The sequence below is a fragment of the Paenibacillus sp. NPDC055715 genome, from assembly GCF_053617595.1.
Genome location: NZ_JBSHGA010000004.1, coordinates 282905 through 296274 on the forward strand (window position 1 = coordinate 282905; position 13370 = coordinate 296274).

The window sequence follows — 13370 nt, forward strand, 5'->3', positions numbered from 1 at the left end:
AACTATGCCTTATTAAACAAGTGTTTGACAAAAAAATCCACTTAATTGAACATGCGGGATCATCATGAAACTTCAAGGTAAGGTGGCGAGTCGCTATTGCTATTGCAGCAAACGTTTCCAAAGAAGCAAATATTCAAAATTTAATTGATACTACAGTTAGTACGTATGGAACATTAGATATTTTAGTTAACAATGCGGGGATTATGGATAATTTTGTTTCCGCTGCTGTATTAACGGATGAGCTTTGGGAACGCATTTTTGCGATTAACACCACTGGCCCTATGCGTGCAATCCGGAAAGCCCTTCCTATTTTTACTGACAAAGGTGCCGGGGTCATTATTAATGTGGCTTCACTGGGTGGGTTGCAAGGCTCTAGAGCGGGCGCAGCCTACACAGCGGAAAACATGCGGTGGTCGGCCTGACTAAAATGTAGGCTTCCAATATGCTAATAAAGGCGTACGTTGTACCGCTATTGTTCCTGGTGCTGTAATCACCAATATTGGAACGTCTATTAACCAACCCAATGATTTCGGTATGGAAAGAACTATGGTTGGTTTCGACTTGAACTCAAGAGCTGGAGATACGAAAGAGAGATCGCCAAGGTTGCTCTCTTCCTTGCTTCAGATGATTCCAGCTTTGTGAATGGTACTGTTATTACAGCAGATGCAGGCTGGTCTGCTTATTAAAAGATGTAGAGATAGTACAAAAAAGCCAGTCCAGACACGAAAGTGTCGACTGGTTTTTTGTTGTACTACGTAAAATGTTTAGCTCAGCGAACCTTTATTAGCTTAATGCCCCTAACTAACCCTTTCAGGACACCTTATTCTCAATCCGCAGCTTATCTGCAACCATCGCGATGAACTCAGGGTTGGTCCCGCGTCACCGCACTCTAAACGTAGGTTTAACGCATAACGGTGCGGTAAATTAGCGTGAACCTTCGTCGCTATTGCGATAAACTTCGCACCTATTTATCGGAACTTTTTGCGATACTTTATCGCTAAAGGAGACGGTATAAAATGACCGCCAAAACACCGAAATTTGCATTTGTATCTAAACGCATTCCCTCCGTTAGTATTCCGCTAGAGAAACATATAGCGGAGTATCTCGAAATTAAGCGTATTGCGAAACGCTCACCCAAGACAATACTCACCTACGCACAAAGCCTCGACCAATTCAGGAAGTGGTACGATGAGCAAGGAAAGCCCGCTATAACGACGGACTTATTACGCGAGTATATAGCGTATCTGTCTTTCGAAAAGGTACGTTGGGACGACCATCCGACTAGCCCGAACGGTGAAGTAGGCTTGTCGTCCCGCACCGTCAATAATGTAATACGAAACATGCGTGTATTTTTTAATTACCTAGTGCGTGAGCGTATTATTACAGACTCCCCGATGGACGCTGTTGATTATCAAACGGAAGAAAAGGAAACGTTTGAGACGTTCGTCGACACGGACGTCATTAAGCTTTTGGGCGCACCCAATCGGCGTGTATACACAGGTCTTCGTGATTACTGCTTGATGCTTGTTCTCTGCGATTGTGGTTTTCGGATAAGTGAACTGACAAGCTTAAAAGTTTCGGACGTCGATTTTAAATTACGCCAGATAACCGTTCGTGCAGAAATTTCAAAGACAAAAACGACGCGGGTTGCGCCCATTTCACAAAAGACAACCAAGGAACTTGAAAATTTAATTTCCTTTATAAACGTAGAACCGGATGATCATCTGTGGCTAACGCAATTTGGTGAACGGTATTTCGGAGGCTCCTTCGCGAAGATGCTGAAGCTATACGCCAAGCGAGCCGGAGTTGACGGTCCCCGTGTGTCACCGCACACATTTCGTCATTACTTCGCTATTAAGTTCCTGCGTGAAGGAGGCGACCTGGTCGCTCTGTCTCGGATACTCGGCCACTCGGCCACAAGTCGTTGAACGTGACACAAATATATCTGAAGTATGCCGGTAATGATTTACGTGTTCAGCACGATAAAGCGAGCCCTGTCGCAAGCTTGCTCGACGCAGGAAACGAAAAGAAACGCGGTAAACTGAAGTTCCGTTAACACTTGCGCCTACTGACGATAATATCGCTGGTAGGCTTTTCCTCTGGACCAAAACGGTAACTATGCGGATATAATAAGAACACACGTTCCTAACACGGAGGCTCGCAACATGACTACGCAGATAACCGCAGAGGACCACGCACTCGTCCGTACATACTTATTATTACCGATGGTACTTACCGCATTTGAACGCGACAAACGAATACTTTCGGAGTCAGCCGGATTACGCACGCCCGGCCCCTACGTAGAGGTCGTCGAGCGCGCGATGAACGCAGTAAGCGCAGAACTAAAAGACATACGCGCATCCATGCGAAAACGCGGCGTTAAAGTGTACGAAGAGACGCGGGATTCTATGCAGGTAGTTGCGTTGTACCAATGTCGAGGCTACCATGGACGCTTTATGATGCTGAACTCGTTCGTAGCTGCGGAAGCCGGAATACTAATGCGGAAATATCCCGGATTGGATACACGCAAAGTAAACGCCGCTCGGAGTACACTGCGGCCTTGAACGTACATAGAGTGTATAACGAAGAAAAAGCGCCTGCCTCCGAAGAGACAAGCGCTCAGTTTATCGTTACGTTGAACACGATGCCATAACGTAATAGTCCGTACAAAAACCACAACACGACGCCGCCGATTATGAAACCGGAAATTAGCCTTGCGTATAACTTATCGAACGGGAACATGTCCCAAAAACTTGGGTCGTCCTCGTCTTCTTCGGCTGCTCTCGCTGCCACCGCGGATTCTTGATCTTTCAAACCGAACCCCCTATCTTGCGTTTACCCAAATAATACCATCAGACTAGACCGCTGTCACTAAAAAAGGAACGCACTGTAGTGTTAAATTTACTACTTCTCCCCTACCAGCTTAAACTCACCGTCTGTGTAACTACCAATATCGTAGTTTTGAACGGATAGGCTAACGGCTGTAGAGTCCGTCCATTTCGGCATACCTGGCGCGTCGCCGTAATACTTTTTGGCCGCCGCGATAAGACTGTCAGCCTTTGCTCTCAACTCGCGATCTCCGACGGTGTACGCACCTTTTCCTTTATACGCCAACGCCATCGGTGGTTGATTAGTAACGTCCATAGTTACGCTACCAAGTTCGCCCCCACCCGTTTGGTTGAAGTATATCCGATCTACTACGAAATCGTCGGTTACTACGGAACCCTCGATAACGTGGGCCGCTTCCGTCATGTAAGCGACAGACTTATATGTAGCGATTTCCTGCGCGTTAGTATCCTGCGCTGCTTTAACGTCACCCACCGACTTCGCCAGCGTTGCATTTTCCGTTTTTAACGAAGCTACCTGCGCCTTTAAACTGTGATTCACAACGAACAGCACGATCACCGCAATAACCGCCACCCCTGCCAGAATCGTCGCGATTAACGCAAGCTTGTTTAGTGGCGCAGTCTGTTTTGTCTCTACAACTTCATAACTACTCAATTCCTCCATATAATACATCCTCTCGACTAATATAGACATATTTACTATGTATCCAGCCTATAATCTAGTATATTTTTCCTATGTATAAAAAGAAAAACGGACTCACTTGCGCGGTAGTGCGTAGGTGAGTCCGCATATAGAGGCGTGTTCACCTTGAACATGCGTATTACTTCGCTGTTTCTTCCGTTTTCTTAAACGACGAGTACACGCCAGTCCCGATCACCGCGTACGAAACGATGTCTACTCCGATTTGCCACGTTCCGAAGTCGGGCGCGACTCCGTATTTTTCGAGGACTTGATACGCGAGGCCGACGGCGGCTGTGATAAATAACGGATTAGTTAAGCGTTGTTTCATATTACGCTGCACCTCCTTTCGTTTTAAAGATGCCAGCACGGTCGAGTATCGCTACCAAACGATAGAAATCGTACGAGCCGTCATTCGTGGTGTCCAAAAGACCGGCTGCCTTCGCGTTAATACACGCCTGCTCCGCCCACGCCGGCACCTTCGCGAGTTTATTCGTAGTCTCCAGCGCCACTACACGCTCCTGCAACGCCTTAAAAGCCGCTTATCATTCTGCCAAGCGATTTGTTCTATACCTGATAATCTATAGTAGAAAATAGCGGTACTACTCAAGCCATACAAAGTTACCTGATTGAACATTGATACTCATTTTCCTTTGTAATTTATCTATAGATTTAGCTTAGAATTGACATGTGAAGCAGCTCAACAACTTTCCTTCAATCTGCTATTGTGTCGAGTCAAAAAATAACCTGAGTGTCGAAATGGATGTGCTACAGCATTATTTGTAAAAATAAGGTGGTATTTGGATTTAAAATACCCCCCCTATTTTATTGTAACTGCTAATATTGGTCAGAATAGACATGCCAAAGAAACCTAGACATAATCATCTAGGCTTGTTTGTGTACGTGTTGTACACACGAACATTTAGAGTCTGTTCATCTTCTCAATCATCTTTTGCTTTGTAGGATTAGCATATAAAAGCGTAGTGTGAATGTTGCTATGTCCAGCTTGATTCGCTACTTCGTGGACTGACATATCATTTTCTAAGGCATAAGAGCAGAAGAAATGCCTCAAATCATGAGGAGTTATTTCCTTTCCTACAATAGCTGAATATTTATTGAATAGCTTATTGATTACAGTTCTATCTAATTTACCTCCTCTGTTACTTAGAAACAGATAATCACTTGTAATGCCTTTGTCTGAGCATTCTTTAATCCAACTCTGTATAGCTGTCCTCGCCTTGTCTCCCATAAACACAGTTCTTGTCTTCTTTCCTTTACCTTCAGATACAATTAACTCTCTTGATGTCAAATTGAAATCAGTTATACGAATATTTAAAGCTTCACTGATCCGCAATCCACAGTAGGCCAGTAATGACACGATAGCATAGTTCCGTTTTGACTCATGTTCCAGCACCAATTGTCTGAACTTCTCAACGTCAGCAAGTCCAACAGTAGCCAGTGAAGCATATTGACGTTGAATCTTTAACATATCCTTTTTATTAATCGCAACTTCTGACTGCGCTCCTGATTCAATCAGGTAATCGTTAAACTTAATGAGTGCGCTGATCTTAGCATTGACGGAAACAGGTGCAAGCTTCTTCACTGTTTTGAGATAACTAATGTAATCCTTCACATTCTCTCTATGCAGCTTCTTGAACTCTGTTCCTTTGCTTTCATCAAACCATTTCATAAATCCACTTACATTAAGTATGTAACTTTTAATTGTATTCAGACTTTTTTCATCTTGCCGTAAGTATCCCTCAAAAGCTTGGATCATCTTCACCACTCCCATACAATTATGTTGCATTCAGTTTAAGTAAATTCTATATAAATTATGTTGCATTATATAGTCTGATTATACTGTTATTCCATTCACTTTGCAACATAATTAATATTATGTGGCATTACTAGAATTAATGAAAATTATTGACTATACAACGTTCTGCTGGACAAAATGGTAAGCAGAAATAACCATCTTGAAATTCAAGACAGTATTAACCATGTTGGTTAGCACTCAAATATCTTTATGGTTGATAGTTGGACAGCGTCCAATTCAATGATCAACTTAGAAAATATCGAAGTCGCTATGTATTAAAGGGGTTTGACGCTGTGTCAACCATTATAGGGGATGCTCAACTTTGAGCGTACTATAGAGGATAAGCCCGCATCGACACCCTTATCGAAGCTCAATCGTCAATCATAGGCAAATGATCATAAAACACTTATTCCATTTGGCTTTTTGAGCCATTGTGGTTCAAAATTGTGCCTGATTATATTTACATCGAGGTGTATCGAAAAAATAGCTAAAACAAAGATAAACAAAGGGATTTGTGAAGAATTGCTTTGCACCGTAACACGTATCGTACCAATAAGAGAAAAATGTTCAAAAAAGCTTGATATATCAAGGGATTAATTGATTTTTATAAATTAAATTGTGAAACAACTAAAATTTGGAAAATCCTTTATTTATCTACATTTTGTGTCATAGCTTAATCGAATCGTAGGAATAAGAGGAGGAGCGGAGTGAAAGACTTATTTTCACCTTTTTCACCTAATAGGCTTACTCAATTCATATATGTATGCCATCACTAGCACAAGATGTCCAAAGACATAAGGGTACGAATTATATATAATAGAAGAAATTCAACTTAACCTCACGCAGCTCACGCACAGTCATCTTCTCCACCGTCTTCTTTTCACCAGTCGAAGGGATGGTATGCTCTTGTTTAACAAACTCCAGACGATCAACGGATTCAGGTAAAGAGAGCATCTCGAATATTTTACCTACCGCCAAATCGGACGACATCGTCCGTTTTCCGAATTGCTCGAAAGCTTGAATCATACGCGTTGCTGTTCTAGGGGTTATATCAACAGTCTTCAACCATCCATACCACTCACCATGCACCAGATCATTCTCTTTTACGTGCTTCAGACGTTTTCCAATCTCAAACACGGACTGTCCAGCAATTTGCTTGTAGCTTATAGAAGATGAAAACAGCGCTGGATGGTATGCAAAATGGGAAGCAGTGAGATAAAACTCCTTGCTTCCCATTATGCTTAATTTGCGAATAAATGTTCTTTCAACCACTGCCTATAAAACTGCAGTTGCTCCTTGGTGTGAAAATAATGTTTTCCATGCTTCATCACTTTTAGTTGGCAATGAAATCGGCTTGCAAATGTAGATATTACATCATATTCACATAAGTCATCTTCAGAACCATAAAGAATGGCAGTTGGCTTATTCCATGTATCAACCGGATGTGATTTAACATAGCAGTAATAATCCCAATAAAGTGTTTGTCCAATGGGTGTAGATATTTCTCTTTCAACTTTTAATCTATCCTCACTTACACTGAACCATGTCATCATATTTTTGATTATTCTCTCCATATCTAGCACTGGAGAAAGAAACAGGCATTGTTTAAGTGGGAAATTATTATAAGCAAGCAAACTAAAATACGCACCCATGCTACAAGCGAAGATACTGATGTCATCCGATTGCTTTTGTGTGTAACGCATGATTATGTCAAGATCATGAACACAATTTTGAACTTTACAGGCGTATGCTTCTTCTTTGCGGTCACCATGTTCAGGCAAATCAAAACTAATGACTTGATACCCTTGTACCGTTGCTTCTTCAGCAAATATAACGATCGCATCATCTGCCTTGTTTGACATACTACCGTGGATAGCTATAAATATCTTATCTGATTTATCACCCCACAAAATTGCCGGGATACCCTCTATTTTCAATTCTTGTTTTATCATTACTTTATCCTCGCTTAAAACAGCCAGTTGTATGTTGTCTCCCTGTTCAAAATGTTCTTTGCGATTCCACTGCTCCAAATTTATTTTGTTAGAATTCATGATTATCCTCCTAAAAGTAGTAGTATGTGTTTTTAACCTTTAGGAGCTGTGTTGAGTTAATATTAATGACAAATCAAAAAGATGTGATTACAAAATTATCCCATATAAAAACTAATAGGAGCCTTGACCAAGGCTCCCTTCTACTGAGATAGATACTTCCCCCCTAGTGCAAGTACACTTGGAGCATCTGCTATTAATCATAGGCTTTATGATTTGATTATTGCAATAATTCTATGCAAAGCATTATAGGAGTTCAGTTTAGTTTACATCCTCTAGAAAATTCCTACACTTAGCAAAAACACTCAGGTACATCATTAGATCCCTTTTGAGACTTATTTTCCTCACCTTCTTCGTAGGATATCAGAGCGTTAACTCCGTGGCTGAGAATGGCACCGGCTCGTGTTGATGCTGCCACAAGAAGGGCTTCCATTATTTCTTCCATGGTACCTCCCAGAGCCTTATACTTTTTCACATGAACATCGATGCAATAGGGACATCCCGTTACGTGGGCTACTGTTACGGCAATTAATTCCTTTGTCTTTTGGGGTAACGTATTTGCTGTTTGATAAACTTGATGCTCGAAATGAAAATAAGAAGCGGCCGTCTCGGGACTTAATTTGATTAATTCCGGAATCCGTTGTAGATTAGTTGGGGATAGGTATGATTTCATATCATTTACCTCCTTTTCAATACGATTTGGTAGAGCATGTACGGACGCCAAGAATCCGATAGACGAAGCAGGTACCTAGCAGACTAGTCAGTATAAATGGAATACCTATTAGTCCTACGTATTTCCATGTACTTTCGACAAATACAAGCATTGATACCAGAACAATCCCAATTATGAATCGTATAGTTCGATCCAAATATCCGACGTTTTTCATGTTTTCATCCCTCCTGTGGTCATTTTAAGGGATAAAAACGCTTTGCTTCTGTGACATAATCACTTTACTTGAGCCAACTGTTCAAGCTCGAAGCGCTGAAGCAAATAAATTTTACCTCGTCCCAATTGAATCCATCCAAGCCTCTCAAATTCCTTCAGTACCCTGCTTACTACTTCCCTTGCTGTGCCTAATTCCAAAGACAATGCCTCATGGGTAGCATACAGGGGTGCTTCTGAATTGGTATTGGTATTCGTTTTCCGTAGTAACAGTTCCGCCACTCTGCGGTCCATAGGAAGGAACGTAATATCTTCAATAAGACTAGTAACCGAAATCATTCTTTTAATGAACATACGGTAAATGAATTGGTTTAGCTCTTTATATGTATCCATCCAGTGTTTAAACAAGGCGACGGGAAGTACGAGAAATTCCGTTTCTTCTTCCGTTTCCGCTAACGCTTCGTACCCTGTTTCACCTAGAATGCTGGCCATCATAATGACGCAAACTTCGCCACTTTTCACCCGATACAGTGTCAATTCTTTCCCAGACGGGCTTATTTTGTAGATGCGCACACTCCCCCGTAACACGAAAGAGGCATGTTCGAAAATGTGTCCCTCCTCCAGAACCGGTTGGGCGGAAAGACTTATGATGGAAGCCCCTGTATTTTGCCACTTTTCGAGAGGAACTACGGAGAAGCAGGGGAATTTGGATACAATGTTAGCGAACTTCTCAGGATCCATGCAAAGCAAAACCTCCTAATAGTTTGTTTTTAAACATATGCAAAAACGATAGATTCCATTTAAAAAACAAAAACCCTTCCGTCATTGCAGAAAGGGACTAGGCATCGATGCTTCTTGTTAAACATCTCACCTTACTCGTTTCAGCAAAGCAACCGACTTCACATGTATGGATTACGTATTATTGACAACAAGGATGTGGCAATTACAACAATACAGGATTAGCAGATGTTTTTCCATTTTCAACCTCTGTTTAGTGACCATCATCACATTCCAGCCTATAAGCTAAGGTTAAAATATACAGAACTAGCGTATCCTTTATTTTCATCCATTCCTTTTCGCTCAATTTTCATCGTTTTCAAGTATAAACAACTTTCCATAATGAACTTTTCGTATTCTCTTCTTTAGTGCTAAAGCCGTACTCTTCATAACAATTTTTTCAACCAAAACATTATTATTTTGAGAATAAAGAATTGGAATAAAAACAGGGGAAAACTTGAGGTTGTTGGTTTTCCCGTTTTCCTCAATCATTTACCCTGTCAGTGTCAGATGTTTATTTTGAATGTCAAAAGTTTATTGCTTGGCTACACCTTAATTTCATCAACACCACGCACTCCACATGTCTTGTCTGTCAGTACCATACTTTCACCCGATTCCAAAATTTTTAATTGAGTGCTATACCATATGATATTACAATGGTAAGAAAAACCAAACCGCAAATAGCCCCACAGGAGGATGTTAGCACCCAAGAATTACATGATTGCACTCTCTATCATCAAATTCAATACCGACCATTTTATCTATGGTAACACCTATCGCTGTGTCTGGGCTTTGCGTGAGTATCTTACCCGTAACTGTTAATATGAGAATAGCTGAAGCTGGAACTCAGGCTCTACATTATGTCATAACCCTTGATATCACTGAGTTTAACGCTATGTTAAATGTTCACCTCTCAACAAAGTACCTGTTGGTCATATACCAAGCTTTACCCTTCACTGTATCAACCATACCCTTCTTGCTATCTAGAAATACATTATCACCACATTCTTTACAGCCCCACTTACTCCTCTTGTACGCTGACTCTTCTACGTAGGAAGCTCCACATTTACATTCCACCTGAATTAATACCTTGTGCTGGTTGTATGCGTCTGCCAACTGTTCACTGGCCTTGCTTGCTACTGTTGGCTGCTGTGCTACATGTTCCCTTTGCTCAGAAAATTCATTATGTACTTTAAAATCTGCAACAAGCTCAGGGTTCAATCCAAAATGCTCTTTGCCTACTGTTGTTACATATTACTTCCTACACGATAAGACTCTATCCAGTCCTGTATTTGCTTGGTGGATAGGTTAACAGTCCCTTTAATACCGCTGTTTAGCGTATAGGTCATAGTGTGTAACTGGTTTAGATTCATATATAATACTGCTCCTTCTTTGATACCTTATAGTACTATAAATAGAAAACAAAAAAGACGTGTTTGCCCACGCCCTTTCATTTAGTCAATTTTACGATTGTGTCAAAGAAACAATTAAGAAGAAAGGCTCACCGTCTCAAAAAACTGAAAACGCAATTCCTCCTCTTGGTTTTCAGGAGGCATTTCCTTGAACCAATCTTCTAATGTATCTTTTTCATTAAAAATACTTGATCTCCAAAATTTCAATCCTAATTTCGGAAAGGAATACATCCAGCCTAATTCTGGGTGTTGTCTATATCAACTACCTTAATCAATTCTTCTGCTTTAGTATTAAATACATCAATTCCATTAAGCATACAATGAAAATCATCCTTGATATGTGAAGCAGCTTCGATAAAATTAACTCTACCATTTGGATCATATTCAACCTTGAAAGCATATTGGAAATAATCACCATCATGAAGCGAATTACAGAATTTATTAGTGTACGCTTGAAGGCAATCTTCCACTTCAGTTTTACTCATACCAAGTTTAATCGTTCCAATTCCTATGTTGGGTTCAATTTTTCCCACTATAGCAACTCCCCATTTTGGGAAACTTACATTTTATTTAATTGATCTATAATGCAACGTAACTTGTCTACTGCCTGATAACACTCTGTAATTTCTTCTTTTGTATACTCGCCTAATAGCTGAACAATTTCCTTATCATTTTGTGGTTTAGGGATAGTGTCGCCCGACTCGATCAGAACTTCTAAATAACCCGATATTGCTTCCCTAACATTGACCAATGCTTCTTTGATTGTATCTCCATCTGACATGCATCCCTTAAGTTCAGGAACCTTTGCTACAAAATATGTTCCATCAATATCATCAGACCATTTCTTTATAGTAATCATGTACTTAATTGTCCATTTAAACCTCTCTTGTGATAAAATCATCGTTTTACTTGAAGCCTACTTACCTGAAACAACAAGTTTCTCAGCCTTACGATCCTTCTTTACAATCTTACCATTATCCTTATAATCGTCCCATGAATCCAGACTCAAGTAAGGCTCAGCTTCAATAATATCCTTTACCTTGCTATGTTGCTGCGCTTTGAATAGCTCAATCATTTTAATTAAATCGTTGCGATCCAGCAACTTCACTCCATTATAACTGGCTAACTGTTCACACGAAATTGTGTATTTGCTTGAAGTGATGACAATGGACTTCTTAGCTCTATAAAATCGCATCGAGCTATACACTTCCTGAACTGCGCTCAAACCAACAGGATTGCTTATTGCATACCGTTTAGCCTGAATGACATTGCGGTAGCCTTCTCTATCCGTAAATACCAAATCTGTTCCAAAATCTCTACTGTCTTGCGTTTTATACGCATCACTATAGCCTAAACACAGGAACAGCCTGAACAGATACATTTCAAAGTCCTTACCATCCTCCATACGGTCTATCTCGTTAATGCCAATGTTGTAAGGGTCAATATCCTGCGTTACCTTATATGGTTCCTGAACTCTAGGCTTCTTAAATAAGCGTAGCAGCACCAAAGCAATCAATACAGCAACGACACACACTATCACAAATATAGACAACAATGCTCCTCCTTAGCTGCTCTAGCTCTTTTTCACACTTCCTTATAATACAACAGGTAGGGACAATTTCCCATAGGTTTTGGATAAGTATAGTAAATTAGTAACAAAAAACGCCTATCGCTAGGCGCTTAGTTACATATCAAAGGGGGGCTAAGTTTAACCCTCCTTGACTCTATATGCACATTCCCTCTTGTTTCAGCTTCCTCTTTACACGTCGAATAACTGTTAGCTGCTTCCTAATCTCTATCCTTCTCTCAAGCCCTACAGCCTTCCCTGCCCCTTCTTTAACCAACCGTCTATACATTAATCCAACCAATCCAAATTCATGTTACATAGCCTTTCTGTCGGCCTGAGCCAAAAATCGAAGACTGATCCAGTTACCAGCTATTGTTTTGAGATACAGTTTACCATTGATTAACCGTCCGTTTTTGTACATGGTTATCACTCCTTAAATGTATTGTCACTTTGACGCTATTTCGCTTATTCTAATCAATGATTCAAACACCGATCATCTCTACCCTTCCAATCCCTTTACTCAACGTCCAAACATTTTATTTCCTATAGATTAATCAGTAATCAGACGTATTATAGTGGTTCTTCGCTTCCTCTATACTCACACGATCAAACATTGTATATGTTCTCAACACAATCTTTTTTATTTGTTTCTTATCTAGCCCTAGATTCTCACATGCAAGCGCAACGTAGCCGAGACATGCATTGTTCGACCATTGTTCACTATCAAATGTCATACGTTAATCTCCTTGTCACATAATGGACTCAACACTTCAGACAGGGCGAATAATTTATTGGTTATTGCGGTCATTAGAACAGTGTTGTGAATTGCTGGTGGTATATGATTAATCATCTTTTCAAGAGTGTACAGAATTATATTGTTTAGTGGTACGATGGTGTATTTAATCATTGTCAATCTCCTTTTACGTTTTCCTTTGAAAGAAAACATTAATTTATTGTTAATAGATGCACAAGTCTAATACAATGTTGCTTGTTCCAGTACAGTGTTACTTCTCCCCCACGCAGGGGAATAAAATTGCCATTTTTACATTGTTCTAAGTATCTCAACTTCTTCTTCTCGTTCTTCAATAATTAAATCAATAATTGCTTGTCTGACAGCAAACTTGAATGATTCAGAAATCAAACTTTCGAGCAAATCAAGTTCAGGACTATTACTAGGCTTGTTCTTGTCAATCACATCAACGAGCGGATTAAACCTTTCTCCTTCGTATTTGCTGGCAACTTGGAACATGTAAACAAGTAACATAGCTGCTCCATTATGTTCTTTTATGAATTTTTCATATGCTGATTGATGTAAATTATCACTCATACTTGAACACCTCAT

Annotated in this window: 17 protein-coding genes and 2 pseudogenes; 3 read left to right on the forward strand and 16 right to left on the reverse strand. The window is 40.3% G+C overall.

The genetic code is table 11. From position 1 onward, the window contains the following. Nucleotides 1–95: 95 nt before the first annotated feature. The 3 genes and pseudogenes from ACWGOO_RS09875 to ACWGOO_RS09885 form a co-directional block, all read left to right on the forward strand. A pseudogene (locus tag ACWGOO_RS09875) lies at nucleotides 96–686 on the forward strand (SDR family oxidoreductase); the annotation flags it as partial. A gap of 330 nt (nucleotides 687–1016) precedes the next feature. Continuing rightward, nucleotides 1017–1928, forward strand: a complete 912-nt coding sequence (locus ACWGOO_RS09880) for a tyrosine-type recombinase/integrase (protein WP_452482907.1) — start codon at nucleotides 1017–1019, stop codon at nucleotides 1926–1928. A gap of 237 nt (nucleotides 1929–2165) precedes the next feature. Further along, the gene (locus tag ACWGOO_RS09885; RefSeq protein WP_452482909.1) at nucleotides 2166–2564 is read left to right on the forward strand and encodes a hypothetical protein; all 399 of its coding nucleotides are present in this window, start codon (nucleotides 2166–2168) and stop codon (nucleotides 2562–2564) included. A 55-nt stretch (nucleotides 2565–2619) separates the two neighbouring features. Here ACWGOO_RS09885 and ACWGOO_RS09890 read toward each other — a convergent pair whose 3' ends face one another. From ACWGOO_RS09890 to ACWGOO_RS09965, 16 genes and pseudogenes are all read right to left on the reverse strand, one after another. Then, a complete protein-coding gene (locus ACWGOO_RS09890) occupies nucleotides 2620–2814 on the reverse strand; it encodes a hypothetical protein (RefSeq protein ID WP_452482911.1) in 195 nt (64 codons plus the stop codon). Between the two features lie 90 nt (nucleotides 2815–2904). Continuing rightward, nucleotides 2905–3510: a hypothetical protein gene (locus ACWGOO_RS09895; RefSeq protein ID WP_452482913.1), complete on the reverse strand. Its 606-nt coding sequence runs from the start codon at nucleotides 3508–3510 to the stop codon at nucleotides 2905–2907. A 157-nt stretch (nucleotides 3511–3667) separates the two neighbouring features. Next, a complete protein-coding gene (locus tag ACWGOO_RS09900) occupies nucleotides 3668–3856 on the reverse strand; it encodes a hypothetical protein (protein WP_452482915.1) in 189 nt (62 codons plus the stop codon). Nucleotide 3857: 1 nt separating this feature from the next. Next, complete coding sequence (locus ACWGOO_RS09905; protein ID WP_452482917.1) at nucleotides 3858–4004, reverse strand: hypothetical protein; 147 nt, start codon at nucleotides 4002–4004, stop codon at nucleotides 3858–3860. 443 nt (nucleotides 4005–4447) lie between these two features. Next, on the reverse strand, nucleotides 4448–5302 hold the full coding sequence (locus ACWGOO_RS09910) for a tyrosine-type recombinase/integrase (protein WP_452483009.1): 855 nt from the start codon (nucleotides 5300–5302) through the stop codon (nucleotides 4448–4450). Nucleotides 5303–6148: 846 nt separating this feature from the next. After that, a complete protein-coding gene (locus tag ACWGOO_RS09915; RefSeq protein WP_452482919.1) occupies nucleotides 6149–6577 on the reverse strand; it encodes a DUF3102 domain-containing protein in 429 nt (142 codons plus the stop codon). A gap of 5 nt (nucleotides 6578–6582) precedes the next feature. Continuing rightward, on the reverse strand, nucleotides 6583–7293 hold the full coding sequence (locus ACWGOO_RS09920; RefSeq protein WP_452483011.1) for an alpha/beta hydrolase: 711 nt from the start codon (nucleotides 7291–7293) through the stop codon (nucleotides 6583–6585). Between the two features lie 388 nt (nucleotides 7294–7681). Continuing rightward, the gene (locus ACWGOO_RS09925; protein ID WP_063208301.1) at nucleotides 7682–8062 is read right to left on the reverse strand and encodes a carboxymuconolactone decarboxylase family protein; all 381 of its coding nucleotides are present in this window, start codon (nucleotides 8060–8062) and stop codon (nucleotides 7682–7684) included. A 16-nt stretch (nucleotides 8063–8078) separates the two neighbouring features. Beyond that, nucleotides 8079–8276 carry a YgaP family membrane protein gene (locus ACWGOO_RS09930; RefSeq protein ID WP_142613176.1) on the reverse strand — a complete coding sequence of 66 codons (198 nt, stop codon included), beginning with the start codon at nucleotides 8274–8276 and terminating at the stop codon, nucleotides 8079–8081. A gap of 59 nt (nucleotides 8277–8335) precedes the next feature. Beyond that, nucleotides 8336–9013: a Crp/Fnr family transcriptional regulator gene (locus ACWGOO_RS09935; RefSeq protein ID WP_452482922.1), complete on the reverse strand. Its 678-nt coding sequence runs from the start codon at nucleotides 9011–9013 to the stop codon at nucleotides 8336–8338. Between the two features lie 942 nt (nucleotides 9014–9955). Continuing rightward, nucleotides 9956–10422, reverse strand: a pseudogene (locus ACWGOO_RS09940) (hypothetical protein). Nucleotides 10423–10536: 114 nt separating this feature from the next. Then, a complete protein-coding gene (locus tag ACWGOO_RS09945; protein ID WP_452482924.1) occupies nucleotides 10537–10668 on the reverse strand; it encodes a hypothetical protein in 132 nt (43 codons plus the stop codon). Nucleotides 10669–10697: 29 nt separating this feature from the next. Further along, entirely contained in the window at nucleotides 10698–10994 is a 297-nt protein-coding gene (locus tag ACWGOO_RS09950; RefSeq protein ID WP_452482926.1) for a hypothetical protein, read from the reverse strand. A 26-nt stretch (nucleotides 10995–11020) separates the two neighbouring features. Further along, nucleotides 11021–11362: a type II toxin-antitoxin system HicB family antitoxin gene (locus ACWGOO_RS09955; RefSeq protein ID WP_452482928.1), complete on the reverse strand. Its 342-nt coding sequence runs from the start codon at nucleotides 11360–11362 to the stop codon at nucleotides 11021–11023. 15 nt (nucleotides 11363–11377) lie between these two features. Further along, nucleotides 11378–12013: a restriction endonuclease gene (locus ACWGOO_RS09960; RefSeq protein ID WP_452482930.1), complete on the reverse strand. Its 636-nt coding sequence runs from the start codon at nucleotides 12011–12013 to the stop codon at nucleotides 11378–11380. Nucleotides 12014–13070: 1057 nt separating this feature from the next. Further along, nucleotides 13071–13355 (reverse strand): hypothetical protein, encoded by a 285-nt coding sequence (locus tag ACWGOO_RS09965; protein WP_452482932.1) that lies wholly within the window; start codon nucleotides 13353–13355, stop codon nucleotides 13071–13073. Nucleotides 13356–13370: the final 15 nt, after the last annotated feature.